The organism is Bacillus sp. L381 (assembly GCF_030284525.1).
In the GTDB taxonomy this organism is placed as follows: Bacteria; Bacillota; Bacilli; order Bacillales; family Bacillaceae; genus Bacillus; species Bacillus amyloliquefaciens.
In genome coordinates, this window is the sequence record NZ_CP127224.1 from 1,988,821 (window position 1) to 2,011,213 (window position 22,393).

Genomic DNA, 22,393 nt, shown 5'->3' on the forward strand with positions numbered 1-22,393 from the left:
CGAGCTCTATTTCTCAAATAAATGCTGATAGGCTTCATAGCCTTCTTCTTTCAGCTTGTCTTTCGGAACAAAACGGAGTGCCGCAGAGTTAATGCAATAACGGAGACCGCTTGGCCCCGGGCCGTCATTAAAAACGTGGCCTAAGTGGGAATCCGCTGTTTTGCTTCTCACTTCCGTCCGGATCATCCCATGGCTTGTGTCCAGTTTTTCGTCAACCTCTTCTTCCTCAATCGGTTTGGTGAAACTGGGCCAGCCGCAATGAGAATCGAATTTATCCAGAGAAGTAAACAGAGGTTTTCCTGATACGATATCAACATAAAGCCCCTCTTCTTTGTGATCCCAGAATTCATTTTGAAACGGCGGCTCTGTTCCGTTATTTTGTGTGACTTCATACTGCATGCGGTTTAATGATTTGATTTTTTCTTCTTTATTAAGAGCCATCTATCTGTCCCTCCAATGTTCATCGAGAAATCCTTGACGTCCGGATCCTACACGGTAGCGCCCGTAGTGATCAGGATTTTTTTTATAAAAGTGCTGATGATAGCCTTCCGCTTCATAAAAAGGCTCAGCTTTTAAAATTTCTGTCACGATCGGCTTTTTAAAAATGCCGCTTTCTTCAAGCCGTTTTTTTGAGGCTTCAGCAATTTCTTTTTGTTCATCATTATGGTAATAAATCGCCGCTTGATATGAACTTCCCCGGTCTGCAAACTGGCCGCCTGCGTCAGTCGGGTCGATTTGCTGCCAAAACAGCTCGACAAGCTTTTCATACGGGTAAATATCAGGATCAAATGTGATTTGAACGGCTTCTCTGTGGCCGGTCGTTTCACTGCACACTTCTTCGTAGGTCGGATTCTCAGTATGGCCTCCTGTATATCCGGACACCACTCTTTCAATTCCGGGCTGTTCGTCAAACGGCTTCACCATGCACCAAAAACAGCCGCCTGCAAATGTGGCGATTTCTTTTTTTTCTGACATACGGGTGCCCTCCTTTGTTCATACGTGGTATTATTATATTATAGCATGTATAAACAGAATAAAAATAATTCTGCTTTCTTCAGGGGAAGCTTAAGCCGAATGCCACGCTGACTACATATTGGAGGTTCATGATTTGAAGGTAAGGACACAAATGATGTATGATATGGAAGCTTTGCTTCGAAAAGTGTTTAAACAAATCAGAAATGAAGTTAATGAAATTCTAGATAAAGAGCTGTCCAGAAACGAATTCACCATTCTGCGGATTCTCAGTGAACAAGGCCCTAAGAAAGTAACGGAATTCGCTCCTATTCTTGAGGTCTCCGCAAGCCACATTACCGCAGTGACCGACGCTTTAGTAGAAAAGGAATGGATCACCCGCATCCGTTCTAAAGAGGACAGACGTATTATCAGAATCCATATTACGGAAGACGGGGAGAAAATTGTCGATCACTTCAACCAGAAAAAAACAGAATACTTTTTTAAACGGTTTGACTGCTACTCTGATGAAGAGCTTGCAACGTTAATCAAACTGTTCAGCAAACTGGACAAAAAACGCTGAAACGAAAAAACACAAATCCCTGAAAGGATCTGTGTTTTTTTAATGAAAACTTATCGTTTCGGATGATAATAGGAAAATTCAATTTCATCCGTGTCGAGATTGATTTTATCTGCCTTTACATACATGCCGTTGTCTAACGGCATTTCCGACAGACGGACCTCGATGCTTTTGTCACTTGGATGGACGTGCACAAATGATGGCAGTTCGTAAAAGCTGTCCATATAATTCAGCACAAAGCTGATCGGCAGGCTTAATTCGCCTAAGGAAAACTTCGTCACTTTCAGAACCACATCACCGTTCTTTTGCACGGACGGTTCAAATGTGACAACCGCATTAATAGATGTTGAGAATGCCTTGATTTTACCCGCTACATGCACGTCGTTATTGATGTCCACTTTGTAGTCAAGCTGATTCGATGCCTTCTCTTTTAAGTACGCATTCACAAACCTTGAAAGTGATTCTTTGGAACTTGTGATATGAAAGCCGTACTCGCTTTTTGTCTGATCTTGTATTTTCGCCTGCTCTCCCGGCATAACCATCAATGTCACGATTACCGCGGCGGCAATCACATTGAGTGCAAGAAGAACAAAAAACAGCGATTTCCACTTCTTCATCATTTCACCCTATTCTGCTGGTAACCCTTGTTTTTCAATGATGCCGTACAATCGATCGGCGATGAGTGCATATCCTTTTGCATTCGGATGAAAATCATCATCCTTTGAAATCCGTCTGCTGCCGCTTTTTTGACTGAACAAGTCTTCAACATTTACCGCGGCGGCGTGAGGATCTTTTTTCAGCTCTTTTGCGGCGATCAGATTCCAATCGGTCACAACCCCGTTAATCTCTTTTAACTCAGGCAGCGTAAATGTGAAAGGATTATACATGCTGACATACACCAGCTCAGCGTTTTGATTATACTTGCGGATTTTTGAAATGATCGCCTTGAACCGTTTTTCAAAAGGTTTCTCTTCCTTTTGAAACGGCTGAATCGTCAGCTGCATGACGTTCTGGCGGAGCACCTTCATTAAATCATTACCGCCGATGGTAAAAAAGATATAGTCGGCGCCATTCAATGATTTCTGCACTTTTTTATCATCAAGCTTTTTCAGCAGGTCCGACGTTTTGTCGCCCTGCACCGCATAATTTTTAATATCTACCGTTTTCACATGTCCCTTTTTCTTGAGGGAATCCGCTACCTTGCCGACGTATCCTAAACCCTCCGGATCTCCTACTCCTTCAGTCAACGAATCACCGACCGCAGCTATGACAATATGATCTTTCGTTTTCGGTTCTTCAGCATGAGAACCGGTGCGCTGGACAGAACAAGCTGATAAAAGCAAAGCCAGTCCGGCGATCAATGAGAACATTCGCAGCTTCAATCTTGTTGCTCCTTCCCCCGTCTACTAGTGGAAAGTGTAACATGTTTTTTCAGATTTGAAAATGTCTAATCTGCCAGTTTACTTGAGCTCCTCAGCCGCTTTGACATCTGACAGGATATCATCATATGGAACTTTCTGCACGCCGTCATAATCCTTAAGCACCTTGCCTTCAGGCCCGACTAAATAAAAAGAAGTTTTATGTATGACCTGATCTTCTCCCTCCGGCTTTTTGACGATGGCTTTAAAGCTGTTCAGCGCAAAATCCTCAATGTCCTTTTGACTGTAACCGGTCAGAAAATCCCAGTTGCGAAGTGAGAGCGGATATTTGGAAGCAAATGCTTTCAGCTGTTTCGGCGTATCATTTTCAGGATCTACACTGAATGACACAATCCGCACGTCCAAGTTCTCAGCCTTCAATTTTTTTTGCAGTTCAGTCATATGGGCTGTCATCGGCGGACAGACTGTTTTACAATTTGTAAAAACAAAATCGGCAATCCAGACCTTTCCCTTCAGGCTTTTCAGTGACACTGTTTTCCCGTCTTGGTTCTGATATGAAAACGGTTCAATCTGATAGTTCAGCGGGTCTTTTATCGTCTTCCCCCCGCAGGCGCACAAGAGCAGCAAACAAAAGACAGCAGCGAAGCTTTTCATTATTTTCATTTTCATTCCCCCCCATGGATAAAACGCTTACAGCATTCGTCATAAAAAAATTCCCGCACCCTCCTTTATCAAAAGGAAGGCGCTAAGGAATGTGCACCGTTATGCGTTATGTTTTAATATCTCTTGGTTGAAAACGGCCTCGTAATCTTTCCACTTCATACGGCGCTTAACATATTGTCGGAATGAATACACTGTTCTCTCACTTTGTGAAGCAAAAACTTCTCTCAAATAAAGCTCAAGGTGCTGATGGATTTGAAAAAAATAATGTTCACCTTCCGTGACAACCGGTATTTCTGTCACTTTTACCTGAATCCCGTCCCGTCGTTTGAACTCTAGGCTTTTGAGTAACAAGATATCAATCCTTCTTTTTCGATTGTTTTCTTTTTATTATATACAATCTGAGAAGGCGTGTCTGTCATTTTGCGCGGCCGTTCTAAAAAAAGTCAGATTAACAGGTGGAACAGATCCTGATCTTTATTCACCTCTACGTAATGAAATCCTTTTTTGTTCATACGGGCAATGAGCGCGCCATAATCTTCCCGATGCTTCAGCTCAATGCCGACCAATGCAGGACCGCTGCTTTTGTTATTCTTTTTTGTATATTCAAACCGGGTGATGTCATCATCAGGCCCGAGCACTTCATCGAGGTATTCGCGAAGCGCCCCCGCCCTTTGGGGAAAATTAACGATAAAATAATGCTGCAGCCCCTCATAAATCATGGAGCGCTCTTTCATCTCCTGCATTCTGCCGATATCGTTATTCCCTCCGCTGACTACGCAGATGACGTTTTTCCCTTTAATCTCTTCCTTGTACAGATCAAGTGCTGACACGGACAATGCACCCGCCGGCTCAGCTACGATGGCGCATTGATTATATAATTCGAGAATCGTGCTGCACACTTTTCCTTCCGGGACAAGCAGAACGTCATCGACGACTGTTTCAAGCGTTTGAAACGTTTCCGCGCCGATTTTTTTTACGGCCGCCCCGTCGACAAATTTATCGATTTTCTCAAGTTCAATGACTTGTCCTGCTTTTTTCGATTCAAAATAGGAGGCTGCGCCCTTCGGCTCTACCGCTATGATTTTTGTATCCGGCGAGATGTTTTTCATGTAAGTGCCGAGACCGGATAGGAGTCCTCCTCCCCCTACGCTCGCAAAAAGAAAATGCGGTTCAACATCAATGTCATTTAAAATTTCAATGGCAGCCGTTCCCTGCCCGGCCATGACGTCCGGATCGTCAAACGGATGAATAAACGTGCGGTTTTCCTTTTCGCAGCATTCCGCAGAACTTTTATAGGCATCATCGAAAGTGTCACCCGTCAATATGATTTCAACAAATTCTTTTCCGAACAGCTCCACTTGGGATACCTTTTGTCTCGGTGTGGTTGACGGCATAAAAATCTTGCCGTGAATGCCGAGATGTTTGCATGAAAACGCAACCCCCTGCGCATGGTTTCCCGCACTTGCGCATACAATTCCGTTTTCAGTCTGCTCTTTTGAGAGCTGCCTCATTTTATTATAAGCCCCTCTGAGCTTAAATGACCTGACCACCTGCAGGTCTTCTCTTTTTAAATAGATATTGCAGTCATATCTTTCAGAAAGTCTGTCATTCCTCTGCAAAGGCGTATGTATCACAACGTCCTTTACGTTTTGGTGCGCTTTTAAAATGTCTTTTACCTGGATGAGAGAGTCTTCTTTAAGCAACGGTTTCATTTACAGAGTCCTTTCTTATTTAAATCCCTATTTAATATGCCATTATAACACGAATATTCAAATAATAAGACAATTATTTTAATTTTGTAAATAAACATAAATGAACCGATTGATGAGAAAATGATTTTTCTAAAGGCACAAACGTGTTATACTTAAACCAATTAGAACCAAAAGGAGCCAATTAATGAATGTAATTGAACAGACTGATCCTTTTCATCAACTAGCCGGCGAACATAAATCTTTTTTAGAAGCGAAACGATTGGCCGCCAAATTTGCATTATCGGATTTGCCGGTCTTCATAACGGGTGAAGTCGGAACCGGAAAAAAACAAATGGCCGCAGCGATCCACCATAAATCCCGCAGAAACAGCGAACTGTTTATTACCGTTCACTGCAGCCAAAGCGAAGAGCGGCTTGAGCATGAACTGTTCGGTGCTGAAGGCGCATTAAATAGAACCCGATACGGAACATTATTCTTATATGAAATCGGAGACATGCCGCTTTCAGTACAGGCCCGCCTTCTTTCCGAGCTGGACGCCGGGCTTTCCGCCCGCATCATTGCAAGCAGCACGGCGGATCTTGCCGATGCGGAAAACACGTTCAGCAAAGATTTATTCTACAGGCTTCACGTGTTATGTCTTCCGCTCCCTGCTTTATCTGAACGAAAAAGCGATATACCGCTTCTTCTTCAGCATATTCTGGCAGCTTCGGGGAAGCATTTGCATATCGATCCGTCCGTTTATCCTCTGTGTGCACGGCACACCTTTAACGGCAACATCAGAGAGCTTCAAAATGCGGCGTATTATATGGCTGCGGCAGCATCCGGCGGCACGATTTATCCCGAGGATGTCCCGCCGTATATTAAAAACAGCCAGAAAGCGAAAACCGCCAAGAAAAAAGAAAAACGGCTGACACTGATGGAAAAAGAAGAATTTTTGTTTATTTTGGAATCAATCAAAGACTTAAATGCAAAAGGCGAACCCGCCAGCAGACGGAGCATATCCGAATTAAGCGAAAACAGCACAATGACATTGACGCCCCAGCAGGTCAGAAACAGGCTTGATTACTTAGAAAAGATGAATTATGTCACAAAGGGACGGGGACGCGCAGGAACAAAAATCACATTAGAAGGGTTGGGCTTTTTGCAGTCACTGCAAAAACAAATCCTTTAAAAAGGAGGACATTTAATTGTTCACGATAAAAGAAGAAATCGCAAATGCCATTACACACGGAATCGGTGTATTGCTGTCGATCCCGGCGCTTATTTTTCTCATTATCTTCGCGGTGAAATACGGCTCGCCGACAGACATCGCCAGCTTCTCGATTTTCGGAGCCTCAATGCTTTTGCTGTATCTCAGCTCGACTCTTTTGCACAGCATTCAGCATAAAAAAACGAAAGACATTCTTGAGATTGTGGACCATTCCGCTATTTACGTATTAATAGCGGGGACATATACGCCATTTTTATTAGGACCGCTTAAAGGCGCACTCGGCCTGACTTTGTTAATTATCGTTTGGTCGCTTGCCGTCGGAGGTATCGTGTTTAAAATCTTTTTCGTGAAGCGGTTTATCATTTTTTCAACGCTTGTCTATTTAATGATGGGCTGGCTGATTATTGTCGCCATCAAACCGCTGTACGCCTCGCTGTCAGGCCCGGGCTTCGGTCTTCTTCTTCTCGGCGGCTTATTGTATTCCGCCGGCACGATTTTTTACATTTGGAGAAAGATTCCGTTTCATCACGCCATTTGGCACAGCTTTGTTTTAGGCGGCAGCGCTTCGATGTTTTTCTGTATATTATTTTATTGCGTCAAAGTCCCTTTTATCTGAAATAAAAAAGCACAGTCTCTTTACGAGAGACTGTGCTTTTTTTATGCACGAAGCCGTTTCTGAACAGCCGGATAATAAGCGGGCTTTACATGCAGTTCAATGTCTGCCGGTTTCAGCCGTTTCAGTAACCTGCCCCGAAGCAGCCGGTCTGTTCCCGTTGTGTTGACCGGAACAATCGGAAGATCGAGACGCAGGGCCAGCTCCTCCGGATTGATTTTTCCGTCTTCAGAAAGAATCAGGCTTTGCCCTTTTTGCAGGCGGACTTCCGCCTCGTGAAGCACGGCATCCCGGCTGTCTCCGTCACAAATGACGCCCATCAATTTCAGCCAATTTCCGAGAAACGGCATCCGGAAAGCTTTCTCGCCGGCGATAAAACCAGCCGGCTCTTCAAGATGTCCCGCAAGCAGCACAAGATCAGCCGGGCCTAATCCGGGATGCACATACAATACAGGGCCGTCCGGTATCGGCTGATCATGATGAATGCTGATTACCGATCCCGACATGTCAATGCATCCCCTCATAAACGCTTTCGGCCGCTCGTACACCAGCCTCATCTGTTTTTGAAAAGAAAGCCGCGGGTCAAGCTCTTTTTGATTGAAATATTCCTGAATATTTTTCATGAACATAAATACAACGTACATTACAAGGCAGCCGTAACGAATCAATTCTTGTCCCCCTGCTTGATCTCAATTCTTTTTCTCGTATACAAGGTACTCATAATCGTAAGGGTTTTTTTCATCTTTTACTCCCTGATTGCGGGATGTCAATTCCCATTCATCTTCATTAAACTCCGGAAAAAAACGATCTCCTTCAAAGACATCGTGAATGATTGTCATGTAGAGCCTGTGCGCATAAGGGAAGAGCGCACTGTACAGCTGGGCGCCGCCGATTACAAAGCATTCTTCATCAGCCGGGATCAGCTTGAGCACTTCCTCAGCCGAGCCGGCGACAGTACAGCCCGGGAATAAGGATTCATCCCGCGAGGTTACTACGATGTTACGCCGGTTCGGAAGCGGACGCCCGATTGATTCAAATGTTTTCCGACCCATCACAATGGTGTGTCCCGTCGTCACTTTTTTGAAATATGCGAGATCATCCGGAAGGTGCCAAGGCAGATCGTTATCTTTTCCGATCAGCCGGTTTTCATCCATCGCAAAAATAAACGATATCATACGCTGACAGCTCCTTTTATATGCGGATGCGGGTCATAATCCTCAATGATAAAGTCTTCGAACGCAAAATCAAAAATAGAATCCACGTTTCGCGCAAACCGCAGTTTCGGCAGCGGACGGACATCCCTTGTCAGCTGCAAATTCACCTGCTCCACATGATTTTGGTAAATGTGGACGTCTCCGAACGTATGAACAAACTCACCCGGTTCAAGCCCCGTCACATGCGCAATCATCATTGTTAAAAGCGCATAAGACGCAATATTAAACGGCACGCCGAGAAATACATCCGCTGAGCGCTGATAAAGCTGGCACGACAGCTTTCCGTCCGCGACATAAAACTGAAACAGACAGTGGCAAGGAGGAAGCGCCATATGATCAATTTCGCCGACATTCCACGCGCTGACGATTAAACGTCTGGAATTCGGATTTGTCTTGATGTCGTGAATCAGCCGGGAGATTTGATCAATCGTCTCGCCGTCCGCTCCGCGCCATGAACGCCATTGAGAGCCGTAAACCGGTCCGAGTTCTCCGTTTTCATCCGCCCATTCGTTCCAGATGCGGACTCCGTTTTCCTGAAGGTAGCGGACATTCGTGTCACCTTTTAAAAACCAAAGCAGCTCATGGGCGATTGATTTAAAATGGAGTTTTTTCGTCGTAAGCATCGGGAAACCTTCCTGAAGGTTAAACCGCATTTGGTAGCCGAACGTGCTGATCGTACCCGTTCCCGTACGGTCTCCTTTTTTTTCTCCGTTTTCTAACACATGACGGCACAAATCTTTATATTGTTTCATCTTTTTCATCCTTTTAAAGTAGTCTTTTAGTAGTGTAACACAATAAAAAATCATTTCTGCAAAATTTCTCAGAAATGATTTTTTTATTTCTTCACGGTATTACACGCTCATCCAGTCAGGCGGCGTATTGCGGTCCCAGTAAATGCTGCCGAGCTCATGATGTGATTGAAATCCGTCTTCAGCGGTATGGTAATGAAAATTAAACCAGTAGCCGTCTTGCGGAGGATGATCCCGGCGGACGTGGAACCTTAAAAGATCTTCACCCGTCAGCCTGTTATACACATGAAAAATTTTTTCAGTTTTTCCGGCCGACGGTTTGCTGGAAATGACCACATCCTGATACGCTTCATCATCCTGAAACTTGGCTAAATGCCCTGTAATCACATCTTCGATTTTCGGCAGAATTTCATTTCTGTAATCATCTTCAATGACCGGAGAAATTTTGCTGCCGAATTTTAAAAATGATTGATTTTCAGCATCACCAAGAAGCTGCTGCTGATACGATTGAAACAGTAATTCAGGCTCCCGCCTTGCCTTCTCATCCCCCTGCAGGGCGTGTTCATCATAAAAAGCGGTGTAATCATTCTGCTCAAGACTGCTCGACTGTCCTGAAGGCTTGTCTGTCATCAAAGCAGCCGGAGGAGACACGAGGCCGAACGTTACAATGGTAAACAGAACCACAAGGGTCTTTTTCATCCACAATTTCATGATATTGTTCCCCTCTGTTTTATTGTCCTCTTTCCCTCTATTTTAGCATAGATCAAAGAGCGGCGTCATGTCCGGCAGCGCATGATCATACAATATGGGAAATTAGTAACTGTGACCGAGCGGATAAACCGCTTACAATAAGAAATAGAAAAAGGAGGGAATGAGATGATTAACGCTTTATTTGCGACTGTATCACTTCTCACGCTGCTTTATTTTGTCGTCATGGAAATCACTGATTAACAACATATAAGCCCATGACATCATGAGCTTACATGAATGACACCGAAATGGAAAAGCGCCGTCTTTCTTTTCAGCACCTTGAAGCCGTATCGTTCAAACCGCGGGCTTTTCCAATGGTCTTTAAGCACTACGCATTTTTTCGCCGCCCGAACGGCATGCGTGAGGCACTCTTCGTTAAATCCCTCTTCTGCCAGTGCACGGAGGGGCGCAATGCCGTCAGACGTTTCAACTGGTTCGTGAAACATCGGGTCAAAATAGATGACATCCACCGATGAATCAGGAAGATTCCGCAAATAATCGGCGCAGTCGGCATGCTTGACTTGAATACGTTTCATGGCGGTTTGCAGCGGTTCAATACCGGTTTCCCACGTTTGGAGCCCTGTTTCAACAAGCAATGAAACAAGCTTGTTTTTCTCCAGGCCGATTACTTGTCCGCTCTTTCCGACTGCCATGCTTGCCAAAATCGCATCAGATGCCAGGCCGAGCGTGCAATCTAAAAAAGAGTCCCCCTCGCGTAATCCGGCTGCTTTTATCATCGGCTCGGCTTCCCCTCTCAAAAAACGCTTTGCGCGGAACATCGCTGTATTCGGATGAAAAAAGAACTTCTCCCCTTGCTTCGTGTAAAGTTCGAACCGTTCCTTTCCGATGACCAAAAGATCGTTTGCTGCTCGTTCCAGCATTTTTTCAATGGGCTGTTTATTGCGGCTGCAGTAAGTGTCACCCAGCTTGTCACTGAGTGACTGTGCTGTGTGTATCGTATATTCGCTTGGTCTGTAACTGGTTGTAATCATCATTTTCTCCAAAAAGAAAATGCCCGGAATTCGGGCATTTAGCAGTGTGCATCGAAGGCATCCGTCAGATTTTTCATAATTTCCTCCATGTCATGTCCTTCGATTTCGTGGCGGGGAATAAAGTGAACGACCTCTTTGCCTTTTAACAGTGCCATTGAAGGCGAGGAAGGTTCCTGCCCCGTAAAATATTCACGCATTTTTGCAGTTGCGTCTTTATCTTGACCGGCAAATACGGTAACCGTATGATCAGGCGCTTTTTCATGCTGCAAAACAGCTTGAGTCGCAGCCGGACGGGCAAGACCGGCGGCACAGCCGCACACGGAGTTGACAACGACCAATGTCGTACCCTCTGCTTGTTCCATAAAGCTTTCCACTTCTTCTGCGGTCGTTAATTCCTGAAAACCCGCACCCGTCAGCTCGCGTCGCATTGGCACGACCAGCTGGCGCATATATTCTTCATAAGCCATTGACATAAAAACAGCCCCCTCTAAAATCCTTATATGAAGTCAAGGATACTATAGAGGGAGCCGGAATTCAATTGTTCAGGCCGCTGATTTAAATTTTCATGATTCCGCCCGTATTGGCGCTTGTCACGAGTTTGGAATACCGGGCAAGATATCCCGTTTTGACTTTCGGTTCAAAACCTTTCCATTCCGCCTTACGTTTTTCCCACTCTTCTTCCGGCACTTGCACGTCCAAAATCCGTTTTTCTATGTCAACGATGACATGGTCGCCGTTTTCAACGAATGCGAGCGGGCCGCCTTCAGCCGCTTCAGGCGATACGTGCCCGATCGAAAGGCCGCGGGACGCTCCTGAAAAACGGCCGTCTGTAATAAGCGCCACTTTCGGGCCAAGCCCCATTCCGACAATCTGAGAAGTCGGTGCGAGCATCTCCGGCATGCCCGGTCCGCCCTTTGGCCCTTCATAACGGATAATGACAACATCTCCTTCTTTTACTCTGCGGTTTATAATGCCTTCAAGCGCGGCATCCTGTGAATCAAAGACGACAGCAGGGCCTTCGTGTCTTGTAATTCCGTCCTGCACGCCGCCTGTTTTGATAATGGCGCCGTCCGGAGCCAAATTCCCAAACAGCACGGCCAAACCGCCTTTTTCAGTAAACGGATTATCGAGCGGATGAATCACATCATAATCCTTTACTTCATGGCCTGCTATTGTTTCTCCGAGTGTCCGGCCTGTTACGGTCAGCGCGTCAAGATGGAGCGCGCCCTCTTTTTTCGCCAATTCATTAAGAGCCGCCGAGACTCCGCCTGCTTCATGCAGATCCTCTATGAATACGTCCGAGGCCGGTGCCAATTTCGATAAATGCGGTACGCGTTCAGCCACTTCGTTAATGCGTTCTAAAGAGTACTCAACGCCCGCTTCATTGGCAAGCGCAAGCGTATGAAGCACTGTGTTGGTTGAACCGCCGAGAGCCATGTCTAGCGCAAACGCGTTATCGATCGCTTTTTCGGTGACGATATCGCGCGGCTTAATGTCTTTTTTGATAGTCTCCATCAATTGGGCCGCTGACTTTCTCACAAACTCTTTTCTTTCCGGAGAAGCCGCAAGAATTGTTCCGTTGCCCGGAAGCGCCAGACCGAGCGCTTCAGACAGACAGTTCATCGAGTTTGCCGTAAACATGCCCGAACAAGAACCGCACGTCGGACAGCCGAACTGTTCCAGCTCCTGCAGTTCGCTTTCGCCGATTTTCCCGGCTTGGTATGCGCCTACGCCTTCAAATACTGAAGAAAGCGAGATCTTGCGGCCGTCGCTTGTGCGGCCGGCTGCCATCGGCCCCCCGCTGACAAAAATGGTCGGAATATTAATCCGCATAGCCGCCATAAGCATCCCCGGCGTAATTTTGTCGCAGTTCGGAATGCAGACCATTCCGTCAAACCAGTGAGCCGAGACGACCGTTTCAACTGAATCGGCAATGATTTCACGGCTCGGCAGCGAATATCTCATGCCGATATGCCCCATTGCGATTCCGTCATCTACTCCAATCGTGTTAAATTCAAAAGGCACTCCGCCCGCTTCCCTGATTGCTTCTTTTACGATTTTTCCAAATTCCTGCAGGTGAACATGCCCGGGAACGATATCGATGTATGAATTGCAGACCGCGATAAACGGCTTGCCGAAGTCTTCTTCTTTTACGCCGGCAGCGCGAAGAAGGCTGCGGTGCGGCGCTCTGTCAATTCCCTGTGTGATCATGTTGCTGCGTAATTCTGCCATGGTGATCCTCCTACTGTTTTTAGACTGTACATTATTTTTAAAATTTTCAGTTTATTTCAGGGCGCGTTTTGCTTACCGCCTGTTTACAGCGTCGCCGCCCTGTCTCTTTTATTTCTTTCAGTATATCGATAAAAACCCTCCAACAATTAATATTGTACTTACTATATAGAGTTTTGAATCATTTTTCAACAATATTCTAAATAATTTTTATAAAAAGTGAATTCAAACAAAAAAGGTGCACGGCGCACCTTTTTTGTTATAACTGTTCTTTTTTTCTGCTTTCAGTCATCTGTTTCCAGACCGAACCTTTCGCCTCTTCTCCATGCTCAATCCGTTCAATCGCCATTTTGACTTGCAGGCTGACTTCGAATTCCGGATCGTCTTCCGCCGCTTTTAATGCTTCTAGCGCGCTTTCATCACCGACTTCATATAAAAACATGGCCGCACGCCAGCGCACGAGCTTGCTTGAGTCACTGAGCGATTTCATCATTGCCGGGATGGCGCTCGCATCGCCGATATCCGACAGGCAGTCGCCAGCCGTTCTTCTGACTGTCACCGTTTTGTCTTCAAGCGCTTTGTATAACAGCGGAAGCACAGACGGCTTTTCAATCATTCCTAAATAAACGACGGCTTGTCTTCTAATCGAGGTTTTCGGATCATGAAGCGCCTTTTCCAACACAGGTAAATCGTCTTCATCCGGATCCATTTGCTCAAGATGGGCATATCGCTGCTTCCAGTCTTCATCATCGAGCATATCCAGTGTCACTTTATAAGCCTTCCGCTGCACTGCCGGTTTGGCCTCACCCTTTTGCTGTGCAGCTGCTTCCGTCAAGCGTTTGAGCCGCTCATCACTGTAAGCAGCCTGAAGCTCTTCTGTGACATCGTGTCCGATTTCGGTAAAATCTCCGAAGCGGACGCCTTGTTCTTTCCAGGCGCGCTCAAATACAACATTTGATGCTTCGGAACGCAGCTTTAATATGGCTTGTTGAAAACGTTCCGGAAGGCCGAACCGTTCTTCACGTTCGCCGTCTGTCAATTTGACCTGCATCGGAATTCCGCTGAACATTTGTACGAAAACCTTCACTTCGCCGAATGATTCCTGTTCAGAACGGCTCTCAGACTGCTCTGTTTGTTCCATTCCGAAGGCAGATCGGACTTGCGGCAGAATTTCTTTCCAGTCAAAACGGGCGTTTCTCTCCACAGCCAGGAAATCGGCAACATGGTAAACACCTTTTACTCCCTCAATGTTTAAAATATCACGTACGACGGCCGGAGCACCTTCTGCTTGGTCCGGCTTGTAATTATTGCTTTTGCCTGCCGGAAGCTCTTCAGTCAAAATCACTTTCATCGTGTTGGGACTCGGCGTCGGTTCTATTGATTTAATCTTCATATTGGGTCCTCCTATGCACAATCTGACACTTATTCTAACATAGTCGGCACAAGCGTTCTATTGCGCCGCTTAGCTTTTGTCCATGCCGGCCTCTTTTTGAATCCGGGCGGCAAACTGCAATAGAAATTGATGCCGCTCCTCTGCCAAACCAGCACCCGTTTCTGTATTCATTAAGTCTTTAAGCGTGATTAATTTATCCTCTATATGAGCCAGCACACTTGTTTGAGTTCCGTACATCGGATGTCCCTTCGCGCCGGCAAACATAAATGCCCTGCCGATGCCCGCAGCGCCGATCGCATCAAGCATGTCTGCATCCTGAACAACTTTCCCCTCCAATGACAGCGGCCGCTTTTTCAGCAGTTTCCTGTGTCTGAATGACATCCTCGTGATAATATCCGCAATCTCCTGGATGGGGCCTTCCGCGATTTTGAAAGCAGCCAGCCGTTCTGTCACTTCGCCTGCCGTCAGCCTTTCGCTTTCATCGAGCTTGGCATCAATGAGATCATGAACCAGCGCGGCCGCCTCAGTGATAAATAAGTCTGCGCCTTCTTCCTTTGCAATATAAACAGAAAGGTTTGCGACCCGGGAAATATGAAGCCAATCATGTCCCGTACGTTCATTGATAAGCTTTTCTCTGACCCAATTCCTGACGTTTTCCAGCTGCTCTTTTTCGTTCACCGTATCACCTCTTATCGGGCCAAAAGCCTCTGCACCGTATCTTCAAGCTCTTTCGGATTGACGTTTGGAGAAAAACGCCCTTTGACATCACCATTACGGTCCACAATAAACTTAGTGAAATTCCATTTGATCGCCTTTGTGCCGAGCATCCCCTTCGCTTGCTCCGTCAGATATGTGAAAAGAGGATGAGCGCCTGCTCCATTGACATCAACTTTCGCAAACATCGGGAATGTGACTCCGTAATTTTTCACACAGAACTCTTGAATCTCCGCCTCGTCTCCGGGTTCTTGGTTCATAAATTGGTTGCAGGGAAATCCTAATATTTCAAGACCTTCCTGCTGGTATGTATCATAGAGCTCCTGAAGCTGCTTGAGCTGGGACGTGAATCCGCATTTGCTCGCTGTATTCACAATGATCATCACTTTGCCCCTGTATGCCGATAGCGTTACGTCTTCGCCTGTTATGGTCCGTACGTTTATATCGTAAATTGTCATTTACGGCCCTCCTTCTTTCATTCTTCATTTATTTTACCTGTTTTACACTGCAAAACAAACGGAAAGCGCTTTTCCCTTCCATTTAACGGTAAACGCTTTTTTCGCGGAACCAAACGTCTCTTTACCCGTCATAATAAAGAGCCGCTCCGATTTTATGCCCATTTGCCCCTTTTATCCTGTCATTATGCGCTAATTGCGGTTTATTACGCCGGGATGGATTGAAAAATGGCTTAAAAATTTCTATAATGAAGAAAATTAACGGGGAATAACGGAGGTGGCATGTTGCCTATCAATATACCAAATCACCTGCCGGCTAAGCAGGTGCTTGAAAGTGAACACATCTTTGTAATGGATGAAAGCCGGGCTTTTCATCAGGATATCCGGCCGCAGAAGATCGTCATTTTAAATCTGATGCCGAAAAAAATCCAAACGGAAACCCAGCTGCTCAGGCTGCTGGGGAACTCGCCTTTACAAGTTCACTTTACATTCTTAATTCCGAGCACACACACTCCAAAAAATACAGCAAGGCAGCATTTGGATGAATTTTATACGGAATTTTCCAACATCCGCCACAAGCGGTTTGACGGAATGATTATTACCGGGGCTCCGATTGAGCACCTGCCGTTTGAAGATGTTTCTTACTGGGAAGAATTGAAGGAAATTATGGAATGGAGCAAAACGAACGTCACTTCAACGCTCCATATCTGCTGGGGCGCTCAAGCCGGTTTATACTACCATTACGGAATTGAGAAAGTGGAGATGCCGAAAAAAATCTTCGGAGTGTTTGAGCATACCGTTCTTAAAAAACATGAGAGATTAGTAAGAGGATTTGACGAGCTATACTATGTGCCCCACTCACGGCATACAGATATTAATACGGAGCAGCTGCAAGCGGCTTCGGATCTGGATGTGCTGAGCGTTTCTGAGGAAGCCGGGGTCTGTTTAATCGTATCAAAAGACGAAAAGCAGATTTTCTTAACGGGACACCCGGAATATGATACCGATACGCTTCTTCAGGAGTATGAGAGGGATATAGAAAGAAATCTTTCAAACGTAGAAGCTCCTAAGCACTATTTTACACCCGGCGGGAAAGAACCAGTAAACCGCTGGAAAGCTCATGCGACGTTATTGTTTATGAATTGGCTGAATTATTATGTATATCAGGAAACCCCGTATGAATGGGATTAATTTTTGTTTTGAGTGATACGGTGACAAAAATATGATAAAATACTCTTGATTCAGTATGGGTATAACAAAACTTTAAAATACTGGAACATATCAATTAAATTTAGTTTAAATATGTTGCCGCGCTTATTATAAAATGATGTACTTGTGTTATGTTTATCTATAGACAATAACTCCTTACGATGCATGAAGCTTGCTTGTTGTTGATTACATTGAGGTGAATTTACTTGAATACCAATAAAAAAGTATTAATTTTGACTGCAAATTACGGAAACGGACATGTTCAAGTGGCCAAAACGCTCTACGAACAATGTCTCCGTCTCGGCTTGAATGTGACGGTTTCCAATTTGTATCAAGAGTCAAATCCGATTGTTTCAGAGGTTACTCAATACCTTTATTTAAAAAGCTTCTCAATCGGGAAACAGTTTTATCGTTTGTTTTATTACGGAGTTGACAAAATCTATAATAAACGCAAATTCAATATTTATTTTAAAATGGGAAATAAACGTTTAGGCCAGCTCGTCGAAGAGCATAAGCCGGACATTATTATCAATACATTTCCGATGATTGTCGTACCGGAATACAGACGGAGAACCGGAAAAGTGATCCCGACGTTCAACGTTATGACCGATTTCTGCCTTCACAAAATCTGGGTTCATGAAAATGTTGATAAATATTATGTCGCAACCGATTACGTGAAGGAAAAACTGATTGAAATCGGCACTCATCCGAACAACGTAAAGATCACAGGCATTCCCATCAGGCCTCAATTCGAGGAAACAATGCCGAAAGAGCCGATTTATAAAAAATACAATCTCTCTCCCGACAAAAAAGTTCTTCTTATTATGGCGGGAGCGCATGGTGTGCTGAAAAACGTAAAAGAACTGTGCGAAAACCTCGTTCATGACGATCAGGTGCAGGTTGTGGTGGTATGCGGCAAAAACAGCTCGCTGAAAGATTCACTCAGCAGCCTGGAAGGTGACAATACCGACCGTCTGAAAGTGCTCGGCTATGTAGAAAGAATTGACGAGCTGTTCCGGATTACGGACTGCATGATTACAAAACCAGGCGGTATCACACTGACGGAAGCGACAGCGATCGGCGTACCGGTCATTCTGTACAAACCGGTGCCCGGACAGGAAAAGGAAAACGCCATTTTCTTTGAAGACCGCGGTGCGGCTGTCGTGGTCAACCGCCACGAAGAAATTTTAGAGTCTGTCACCTCCCTTCTTGCCGATGAGGAAAAGCTGAACCGGATGAAGAACAATATTAAAAGCCTTCATCTCCCCAACTCTTCTGAAGTCATTTTGCAGGACATTATAAAAGAATCTGAACTGATGGCCGGGAAGGCAGATATGGCATTATCATAAAGAAAAGCACACGAACGCTCGTGTGCTTTTTGTTTTTTCCGTATAAGGTTTGCTGCTGGAAAAATAAAGATAAAAAATAGGGAGCGGCCGCTTGACGCCCGCTCCCATATGGTGTATAGTTGAACCATCATTTAACAACGTTTACATACGTACGGTTGGATGATGACAAAATTTTTTTTAGCACGAAGGTGCTACAGTACTAGGAGGAATTAAGCAATATGCAAAACGGTAAAGTAAAATGGTTCAATAACGAAAAAGGATTCGGCTTCATCGAAGTTGAAGGCGGAGACGACGTATTTGTTCACTTCACTGCTATCGAAGGAGAAGGGTACAAATCATTAGAAGAAGGACAAGAAGTTTCTTTTGAAATTGTCGAAGGTAATCGTGGACCTCAAGCTTCTAATGTTGTAAAACTCTAAACTCAATACATGTTGATCAGATGACAAATAGAGGAGAGGCGTATGCCTCTCCTATTTGATTGCCGTCTGAATCTCGATCGCTACAAGATTCTGCTTGCACCGCTGCTCGATTTCTTCAATCTGTTTCTCCATTGACGGCATTCCTCTTTTCGCCATTTCCGCTAAACTTCCCAAATCACCGTATATTTCTTTAAATGTCTGCTGAAGGATTTTTTTTAAATCATTATCATTCACGGCTGGTTTTTCCCTTCTCTCCCAAGATACCCTGAATAATAGTAAATAAGACCTAATTAATCAGGTTCAATAGTTATATCGGCTTATTTTCTGTATTTTTTTCTATTTTTCGTACATATTCCTAAAAAAAATCTCCAAACTATTCACGGAGGTGTTTTTTTAATGGATTCTGAATTTTTTCCGAACGGACTGACGGATAAACGCCAGCTTGAATTAGCGGTGGAAACGGCCCAGAAAACAACAGGAGCGGCTACTCGGGGACAAAATTCAACTTTGCTTGAATCTGCTTACCAGGCGATTCAGGATGCGAGAACGATGTCACAATCGAGTGAGCTGCAAGCTCTCGACCAAGATTTCCTGCAGCAGCAGCGAATGCTTCTGGACGATTGCCAGCATCAGCTCGATGAATTCAAAAAATAAAACCGCAGAAGCTGCGGTTTTATTTTTTATTGATTTGTCAGCACCTTGCCGTAGGCTTTCAGCTTCTCCCCCACTGTGCATTGATTGATGCAGAAAGAATGTGCGTACGCTTTTCCAAACTCCTTACGGAAATGCTTTTTCACGAAGCAGTCTTTGCAATATTCATCCTGAAGCTCTGTCAATTCTTTATAAATGCTTTTTTTATCCAATATCAGTCATCTCCGTTACCATCTAATGTTATGCGGCTTTCAATCTGCCGGCCTGAAAGAATTTTTTTGGCAAGGTCATCCGCTTCTTGATTTTCCTTTCGGTTTACGGCTTCATATGTCGGTGTCAGCTTTAAGGATTTGAGCAGCGCTTCAATTTTATCGAGCCATCCGTTTTGCGTTTCATCATAGCACGGCCAGCTGCCGTCAAGCTGATGTAAAACGACCAGGGAATCCCCTTTTATCGTGATTGAATTTCTGCTTGCGCCAAGATCCTGCACTTCCTTAAGCGCTTCGTACAAAGCGGCATATTCCGCCTCATTGTTCGTTTGAAGCGTTAAGCTTTTGTTTTTCCGCACGCGGTGGCGCTTGCCTCCGAGAGAATAATACACGACAATTCCGAGTCCGGCGAGGCCGCTTTTTTTGTCAAAGCCGCCGTCGAAAAACAACGTAATGTCGTCAGGTTCGTGCGCAAGCTCTTCAGTAAGCTTTTCCAGCTCTTTAAGCGTCCAGCTTGCGCCTTTTTCATCCTCAAAATAAATGTCTTTTATATAAGGAAAGCGGCTGACTTCTCTTGCAAGCATGCGCGCTTTCGGAACGGTCAGCCAATCTTCTGAAAAAAACGAGACAGGGCCTGTTCCTTTTGCTTCTATTTCGATATACGGCTTAAGATTCATTGAAATCACCTTACCATTCATTAGTTGACGGGCGTGTGCTATAATCAAACCATTCTCCAATTGAAAGGAAGTCAGCAGGTTTTGTTTAATGATGTATTATGGATCTTATTTGCGATCATTCATTTTATCATTGTTCTTTTGTTTTATAAAGGATTTGGCAAAACGGGCCTATTTGTATGGATCGGTTTCGCCACGGTGTGCGCCAACTTGCAGGTTGTCAAAACAGTTGAGCTGTTCGGGCTTACGGCGACATTGGGAAATATCATGTACGGCACCGTTTTCTTCGCAACGGATGTGCTGAATGAAAAATACGGTCCCCGGGAAGCGCGTAAAGCCGTCTGGCTCGGCTTTTCCACTTTGCTGGCTTTGACATGCGCCATGCAGGGAGCTCTTTTATATAAACCGGCTGCTTCAGATATCGCGCAGCCTGCCCTTGAAACGATTTTCGGTTTTCTGCCTCGTGTTGCGCTCGGGAGCCTCTTGGCTTTTATTTTCAGCCAAACGATAGATGTTTATGTATATTCCGCCATTCGGCGAATCTTTCCTTCAGACAGGCTTCTCTGGCTCAGAAACAGCGGAAGCACGGCGCTCAGCCAGCTGCTGGATACATTTATCTTCACTGCCGTCGCCTTTATCGGCGTTTATTCCGCGGGAGTGTGGTTCAGCATTTTTATTTCAACTTATCTGATTAAATTTGCGGTATCACTCATTTCTGTCCCTTATGCATATGCGGCAAAACGAATGACACCGAATGGAGAGTGACGGATGATGCCCGCTGAAATTTATGTAGACGGTGCGAGCGCCGGAAACCCGGGCCCGTCCGGTATCGGTATTTTTATTAAGCATGACGGGAAAACAGAATCTTTCTCAATTCCGATCGGCGACCATTCAAACCAGGAAGCTGAATTTCTCGCCTTAATTGAAGGAATGAAGCTGTGTGCCGCCCGCGGATATGAGTCCGTGTCATTCCGGACGGATTCGGATATCGTGGAGCGGGCCGCAGATCTGGAAGCGGTGAAAAACAAGACTTTCCAGCCGTTTGTTGACGAAATCATCCGATTAAAGGCCGGGTTTCCATTGTTTTTTATTAAGTGGATTCCGGGCAGACAAAATCAAACAGCCGATCAGCTTGCAAAAAAAGCGATTCGGCTGAATAAATAACCGGAATGAAATTGTGTCTTACTGTTCATCCTACAAATGAGGTGAACAGCTATGAGAAAAGAAAATAAAGGCCGGCTGACCGGAGGCGTGAATCCTCAGGGAAATATGGAGGGAAATGCGCACAAAGACCCGAAATCAGCCCTTGAAAACAACGCAAAAAAAAGCAATACAAAACGCTAGAGGGATCAGCTGATCTCTCTGGCGTTCAGCTTTTCGAGCATTCTTTCAATTCCTTTTATCTGGTGGCGTCTGAGCATGAGAGCTGCCTCTTCCATCTTCAAAGAAAAAAGCGATTCTTCAAACGTACAGACTAACGGCACTTCGCAATGTATTTCAGCAAGCTGCCTTGACAGCTCCAATTCTTTTAAGCTTTGCTGAATTTTTGTTTGCTGGCCCTTCGGCAAGTGAGCGAGGCTTTCCAGTAACCGGTCTATATTTTGATATTCACGGATCAGCTTGTACGCCGTTTTTTCTCCGATGCCTTTAACGCCGGGGTAGTTGTCGCTTGTGTCTCCCATCAGCGCCTTTATGTCAATCAGCGCTTTTGGCGGAACCCCTGTTTCTTCTCTGAAAATCTCCTCTGTATATACTTTATAGTTGCCGATGCCCTTTTGCAGCAGCGCTACTTGAACTTGTTTATTCAGCAATTGAAGTAGGTCTTTATCACCCGTTACGATTGTAATTTCCGCTTCACCGGAAAATAAGGCAGAGAGCGTACCGATACAGTCATCCGCTTCATAGCCTTTTATGCCGATATTTAAAATACCGAGTTCAGCTGCCGCTTCCTTTGCTAAATCAAATTGCGGAATCAGCTCAACCGGCGGTTCGCTTCGGTTGGCCTTATAATCTTGAAACAAATCATTGCGGTACGTTTTGCTTCCCATATCCCAGCAGCAGACGACATGTGTGGGCTGAAACGTTTCAACCGCCGTAATGAGATGCTTTAAAAAGCCATTGACGCCGTTTGTCGGAATTCCGTTTTCATTTATCATAAAATTGCGATGAACGGCCGTCGCGAAAAATGATCGGAATAAAAGCGCCATGCCGTCAACGAGCAGTAATTTGTTATTCATATATCGAAACTCCTTCTTTATTCAATGTTCCTATTTTACCA

31 protein-coding genes and 1 pseudogene are annotated in these 22,393 nt (G+C 45.1%); 11 read left to right on the forward strand and 21 right to left on the reverse strand.

The window, feature by feature from the left end; genetic code table 11:
- Nucleotides 1-6 precede the first annotated feature (6 nt).
- Both msrB and msrA read right to left on the reverse strand, forming a co-directional pair.
- On the reverse strand, nt 7-441 hold the full coding sequence (msrB, locus tag QRX25_RS09720) for a peptide-methionine (R)-S-oxide reductase MsrB (RefSeq protein ID WP_065981710.1): 435 nt from the start codon (nt 439-441) through the stop codon (nt 7-9).
- On the reverse strand, nt 442-975 hold the full coding sequence (gene msrA / locus QRX25_RS09725; RefSeq protein ID WP_065981711.1) for a peptide-methionine (S)-S-oxide reductase MsrA: 534 nt from the start codon (nt 973-975) through the stop codon (nt 442-444).
- Nucleotides 976-1,108: 133 nt separating this feature from the next.
- On the opposite strand from msrA, the gene QRX25_RS09730 reads away from it, so the two are divergent.
- Nucleotides 1,109-1,534: a MarR family transcriptional regulator gene (locus QRX25_RS09730; RefSeq protein WP_013352592.1), complete on the forward strand. Its 426-nt coding sequence runs from the start codon at nt 1,109-1,111 to the stop codon at nt 1,532-1,534.
- A gap of 50 nt (nt 1,535-1,584) precedes the next feature.
- Here the strand turns inward: QRX25_RS09730 and QRX25_RS09735 are convergent, their stop codons facing one another.
- From QRX25_RS09735 to ilvA, 5 genes are all read right to left on the reverse strand, one after another.
- Nucleotides 1,585-2,148, reverse strand: a complete 564-nt coding sequence (locus QRX25_RS09735; protein WP_013352593.1) for a YpmS family protein — start codon at nt 2,146-2,148, stop codon at nt 1,585-1,587.
- Between the two features lie 9 nt (nt 2,149-2,157).
- Entirely contained in the window at nt 2,158-2,913 is a 756-nt protein-coding gene (locus QRX25_RS09740) for an SGNH/GDSL hydrolase family protein (RefSeq protein ID WP_212097967.1), read from the reverse strand.
- A gap of 78 nt (nt 2,914-2,991) precedes the next feature.
- Nucleotides 2,992-3,573 (reverse strand): cytochrome c oxidase assembly accessory protein ScuA, encoded by a 582-nt coding sequence (gene scuA / locus QRX25_RS09745; protein ID WP_065982889.1) that lies wholly within the window; start codon nt 3,571-3,573, stop codon nt 2,992-2,994.
- 99 nt (nt 3,574-3,672) lie between these two features.
- Complete coding sequence (locus QRX25_RS09750; RefSeq protein ID WP_212097969.1) at nt 3,673-3,924, reverse strand: DUF2535 family protein; 252 nt, start codon at nt 3,922-3,924, stop codon at nt 3,673-3,675.
- Nucleotides 3,925-4,016: 92 nt separating this feature from the next.
- Entirely contained in the window at nt 4,017-5,285 is a 1,269-nt protein-coding gene (gene ilvA / locus QRX25_RS09755; RefSeq protein WP_115997548.1) for a threonine ammonia-lyase IlvA, read from the reverse strand.
- A 184-nt stretch (nt 5,286-5,469) separates the two neighbouring features.
- On the opposite strand from ilvA, the gene QRX25_RS09760 reads away from it, so the two are divergent.
- Nucleotides 5,470-6,456 carry a sigma 54-interacting transcriptional regulator gene (locus tag QRX25_RS09760; protein WP_065981714.1) on the forward strand — a complete coding sequence of 329 codons (987 nt, stop codon included), beginning with the start codon at nt 5,470-5,472 and terminating at the stop codon, nt 6,454-6,456.
- A 16-nt stretch (nt 6,457-6,472) separates the two neighbouring features.
- Nucleotides 6,473-7,111, forward strand: coding sequence for a PAQR family membrane homeostasis protein TrhA (gene trhA, locus QRX25_RS09765; protein WP_065981715.1), 639 nt, complete (start codon nt 6,473-6,475; stop codon nt 7,109-7,111).
- Nucleotides 7,112-7,152: 41 nt separating this feature from the next.
- On the opposite strand, the gene QRX25_RS09770 is transcribed toward trhA, so the two are convergent.
- The 10 genes from QRX25_RS09770 to QRX25_RS09815 all read right to left on the reverse strand — a co-directional run bounded on the left by QRX25_RS09770 (nt 7,153) and on the right by QRX25_RS09815 (nt 15,607).
- Nucleotides 7,153-7,776 carry a lysophospholipid acyltransferase family protein gene (locus QRX25_RS09770; RefSeq protein WP_065981716.1) on the reverse strand — a complete coding sequence of 208 codons (624 nt, stop codon included), beginning with the start codon at nt 7,774-7,776 and terminating at the stop codon, nt 7,153-7,155.
- 21 nt (nt 7,777-7,797) lie between these two features.
- Nucleotides 7,798-8,283 carry a dihydrofolate reductase gene (locus tag QRX25_RS09775; RefSeq protein ID WP_212097970.1) on the reverse strand — a complete coding sequence of 162 codons (486 nt, stop codon included), beginning with the start codon at nt 8,281-8,283 and terminating at the stop codon, nt 7,798-7,800.
- Nucleotides 8,280-9,074 (reverse strand): thymidylate synthase, encoded by a 795-nt coding sequence (locus QRX25_RS09780; protein ID WP_007612094.1) that lies wholly within the window; start codon nt 9,072-9,074, stop codon nt 8,280-8,282. The genes QRX25_RS09775 and QRX25_RS09780 overlap by 4 nt, the downstream gene beginning before the upstream one ends.
- 99 nt (nt 9,075-9,173) lie before the next feature.
- Entirely contained in the window at nt 9,174-9,782 is a 609-nt protein-coding gene (locus QRX25_RS09785; protein ID WP_045511176.1) for a YpjP family protein, read from the reverse strand.
- 260 nt (nt 9,783-10,042) lie between these two features.
- The gene (locus tag QRX25_RS09790) at nt 10,043-10,813 is read right to left on the reverse strand and encodes a class I SAM-dependent methyltransferase (RefSeq protein WP_212101700.1); all 771 of its coding nucleotides are present in this window, start codon (nt 10,811-10,813) and stop codon (nt 10,043-10,045) included.
- A 38-nt stretch (nt 10,814-10,851) separates the two neighbouring features.
- A complete protein-coding gene (locus QRX25_RS09795) occupies nt 10,852-11,286 on the reverse strand; it encodes a BrxA/BrxB family bacilliredoxin (protein WP_003153619.1) in 435 nt (144 codons plus the stop codon).
- Nucleotides 11,287-11,368: 82 nt separating this feature from the next.
- Nucleotides 11,369-13,045, reverse strand: a complete 1,677-nt coding sequence (gene ilvD / locus QRX25_RS09800) for a dihydroxy-acid dehydratase (protein ID WP_065981720.1) — start codon at nt 13,043-13,045, stop codon at nt 11,369-11,371.
- A 256-nt stretch (nt 13,046-13,301) separates the two neighbouring features.
- The gene (locus QRX25_RS09805) at nt 13,302-14,435 is read right to left on the reverse strand and encodes a conserved virulence factor C family protein (protein ID WP_065981721.1); all 1,134 of its coding nucleotides are present in this window, start codon (nt 14,433-14,435) and stop codon (nt 13,302-13,304) included.
- Between the two features lie 69 nt (nt 14,436-14,504).
- Nucleotides 14,505-15,113: an HD domain-containing protein gene (locus QRX25_RS09810; RefSeq protein WP_065981722.1), complete on the reverse strand. Its 609-nt coding sequence runs from the start codon at nt 15,111-15,113 to the stop codon at nt 14,505-14,507.
- 11 nt (nt 15,114-15,124) lie between these two features.
- A complete protein-coding gene (locus tag QRX25_RS09815) occupies nt 15,125-15,607 on the reverse strand; it encodes a glutathione peroxidase (RefSeq protein ID WP_065522892.1) in 483 nt (160 codons plus the stop codon).
- Between the two features lie 282 nt (nt 15,608-15,889).
- Here QRX25_RS09815 and metA point away from each other — a divergent pair, with 282 nt between their 5' ends.
- The 4 genes and pseudogenes from metA to cspD all read left to right on the forward strand — a co-directional run bounded on the left by metA (nt 15,890) and on the right by cspD (nt 18,581).
- Entirely contained in the window at nt 15,890-16,795 is a 906-nt protein-coding gene (gene metA, locus QRX25_RS09820) for a homoserine O-acetyltransferase MetA (RefSeq protein WP_212101703.1), read from the forward strand.
- A 224-nt stretch (nt 16,796-17,019) separates the two neighbouring features.
- Nucleotides 17,020-18,162 (forward strand): diglucosyl diacylglycerol synthase, encoded by a 1,143-nt coding sequence (locus tag QRX25_RS09825; protein WP_013352611.1) that lies wholly within the window; start codon nt 17,020-17,022, stop codon nt 18,160-18,162.
- Nucleotides 18,163-18,253: 91 nt separating this feature from the next.
- Nucleotides 18,254-18,365, forward strand: a pseudogene (locus QRX25_RS09830) (hypothetical protein); the annotation flags it as partial.
- A gap of 15 nt (nt 18,366-18,380) precedes the next feature.
- Entirely contained in the window at nt 18,381-18,581 is a 201-nt protein-coding gene (gene cspD, locus QRX25_RS09835; protein WP_003153604.1) for a cold-shock protein CspD, read from the forward strand.
- Between the two features lie 51 nt (nt 18,582-18,632).
- On the opposite strand, the gene QRX25_RS09840 is transcribed toward cspD, so the two are convergent.
- Nucleotides 18,633-18,815 carry a hypothetical protein gene (locus QRX25_RS09840; RefSeq protein WP_065981724.1) on the reverse strand — a complete coding sequence of 61 codons (183 nt, stop codon included), beginning with the start codon at nt 18,813-18,815 and terminating at the stop codon, nt 18,633-18,635.
- 162 nt (nt 18,816-18,977) lie between these two features.
- On the opposite strand from QRX25_RS09840, the gene QRX25_RS09845 reads away from it, so the two are divergent.
- Entirely contained in the window at nt 18,978-19,235 is a 258-nt protein-coding gene (locus QRX25_RS09845; protein WP_013352613.1) for a DUF2564 family protein, read from the forward strand.
- Between the two features lie 26 nt (nt 19,236-19,261).
- Here QRX25_RS09845 and QRX25_RS09850 read toward each other — a convergent pair whose 3' ends face one another.
- Nucleotides 19,262-19,444: a zinc-finger domain-containing protein gene (locus QRX25_RS09850; protein ID WP_013352614.1), complete on the reverse strand. Its 183-nt coding sequence runs from the start codon at nt 19,442-19,444 to the stop codon at nt 19,262-19,264.
- Between the two features lie 2 nt (nt 19,445-19,446).
- Complete coding sequence (locus tag QRX25_RS09855) at nt 19,447-20,118, reverse strand: ribonuclease H family protein (RefSeq protein WP_212097971.1); 672 nt, start codon at nt 20,116-20,118, stop codon at nt 19,447-19,449.
- A gap of 81 nt (nt 20,119-20,199) precedes the next feature.
- Between QRX25_RS09855 and QRX25_RS09860 the strand changes: the two genes are divergently transcribed.
- Genes QRX25_RS09860 through sspL form a run of 3 tightly spaced genes read left to right on the forward strand, consistent with a single transcriptional unit; the run spans nt 20,200 to nt 21,459 of the window.
- Nucleotides 20,200-20,880 (forward strand): queuosine precursor transporter, encoded by a 681-nt coding sequence (locus QRX25_RS09860; protein WP_013352616.1) that lies wholly within the window; start codon nt 20,200-20,202, stop codon nt 20,878-20,880.
- A 6-nt stretch (nt 20,881-20,886) separates the two neighbouring features.
- Nucleotides 20,887-21,279, forward strand: coding sequence for a reverse transcriptase-like protein (locus QRX25_RS09865; protein ID WP_014470262.1), 393 nt, complete (start codon nt 20,887-20,889; stop codon nt 21,277-21,279).
- A 51-nt stretch (nt 21,280-21,330) separates the two neighbouring features.
- Nucleotides 21,331-21,459, forward strand: a complete 129-nt coding sequence (gene sspL / locus QRX25_RS09870; protein ID WP_003153575.1) for a small, acid-soluble spore protein L — start codon at nt 21,331-21,333, stop codon at nt 21,457-21,459.
- A 5-nt stretch (nt 21,460-21,464) separates the two neighbouring features.
- On the opposite strand, the gene QRX25_RS09875 is transcribed toward sspL, so the two are convergent.
- Nucleotides 21,465-22,352 carry a 5'-3' exonuclease gene (locus tag QRX25_RS09875; RefSeq protein WP_065981726.1) on the reverse strand — a complete coding sequence of 296 codons (888 nt, stop codon included), beginning with the start codon at nt 22,350-22,352 and terminating at the stop codon, nt 21,465-21,467.
- Between the last annotated feature and the right edge of the window lie 41 nt (nt 22,353-22,393).

What these genes read in the sequence shown, in the direction of transcription:
- ilvA (WP_115997548.1), bottom strand. Translation starts at nt 5,285, where the DNA reads ATGAAACCGTTGCTTAAAGAAGACTCTCTCATCCAGGTAAAAGACATT.
- QRX25_RS09790 (WP_212101700.1), bottom strand. Translation starts at nt 10,813, where the DNA reads ATGATTACAACCAGTTACAGACCAAGCGAATATACGATACACACAGCA.
- msrB (WP_065981710.1), bottom strand. Translation starts at nt 441, where the DNA reads ATGGCTCTTAATAAAGAAGAAAAAATCAAATCATTAAACCGCATGCAG.
- QRX25_RS09855 (WP_212097971.1), bottom strand. Translation starts at nt 20,118, where the DNA reads ATGAATCTTAAGCCGTATATCGAAATAGAAGCAAAAGGAACAGGCCCT.
- QRX25_RS09875 (WP_065981726.1), bottom strand. Translation starts at nt 22,352, where the DNA reads ATGAATAACAAATTACTGCTCGTTGACGGCATGGCGCTTTTATTCCGA.
- QRX25_RS09780 (WP_007612094.1), bottom strand. Translation starts at nt 9,074, where the DNA reads ATGAAACAATATAAAGATTTGTGCCGTCATGTGTTAGAAAACGGAGAA.
- QRX25_RS09785 (WP_045511176.1), bottom strand. Translation starts at nt 9,782, where the DNA reads ATGAAATTGTGGATGAAAAAGACCCTTGTGGTTCTGTTTACCATTGTA.
- QRX25_RS09815 (WP_065522892.1), bottom strand. Translation starts at nt 15,607, where the DNA reads ATGACAATTTACGATATAAACGTACGGACCATAACAGGCGAAGACGTA.
- sspL (WP_003153575.1), top strand. Translation starts at nt 21,331, where the DNA reads ATGAGAAAAGAAAATAAAGGCCGGCTGACCGGAGGCGTGAATCCTCAG.
- QRX25_RS09760 (WP_065981714.1), top strand. Translation starts at nt 5,470, where the DNA reads ATGAATGTAATTGAACAGACTGATCCTTTTCATCAACTAGCCGGCGAA.
- QRX25_RS09795 (WP_003153619.1), bottom strand. Translation starts at nt 11,286, where the DNA reads ATGTCAATGGCTTATGAAGAATATATGCGCCAGCTGGTCGTGCCAATG.
- cspD (WP_003153604.1), top strand. Translation starts at nt 18,381, where the DNA reads ATGCAAAACGGTAAAGTAAAATGGTTCAATAACGAAAAAGGATTCGGC.
- msrA (WP_065981711.1), bottom strand. Translation starts at nt 975, where the DNA reads ATGTCAGAAAAAAAAGAAATCGCCACATTTGCAGGCGGCTGTTTTTGG.
- QRX25_RS09775 (WP_212097970.1), bottom strand. Translation starts at nt 8,283, where the DNA reads ATGATATCGTTTATTTTTGCGATGGATGAAAACCGGCTGATCGGAAAA.
- ilvD (WP_065981720.1), bottom strand. Translation starts at nt 13,045, where the DNA reads ATGGCAGAATTACGCAGCAACATGATCACACAGGGAATTGACAGAGCG.
- QRX25_RS09735 (WP_013352593.1), bottom strand. Translation starts at nt 2,148, where the DNA reads ATGAAGAAGTGGAAATCGCTGTTTTTTGTTCTTCTTGCACTCAATGTG.
- QRX25_RS09805 (WP_065981721.1), bottom strand. Translation starts at nt 14,435, where the DNA reads ATGAAGATTAAATCAATAGAACCGACGCCGAGTCCCAACACGATGAAA.
- QRX25_RS09865 (WP_014470262.1), top strand. Translation starts at nt 20,887, where the DNA reads ATGCCCGCTGAAATTTATGTAGACGGTGCGAGCGCCGGAAACCCGGGC.
- scuA (WP_065982889.1), bottom strand. Translation starts at nt 3,573, where the DNA reads ATGAAAATAATGAAAAGCTTCGCTGCTGTCTTTTGTTTGCTGCTCTTG.
- QRX25_RS09845 (WP_013352613.1), top strand. Translation starts at nt 18,978, where the DNA reads ATGGATTCTGAATTTTTTCCGAACGGACTGACGGATAAACGCCAGCTT.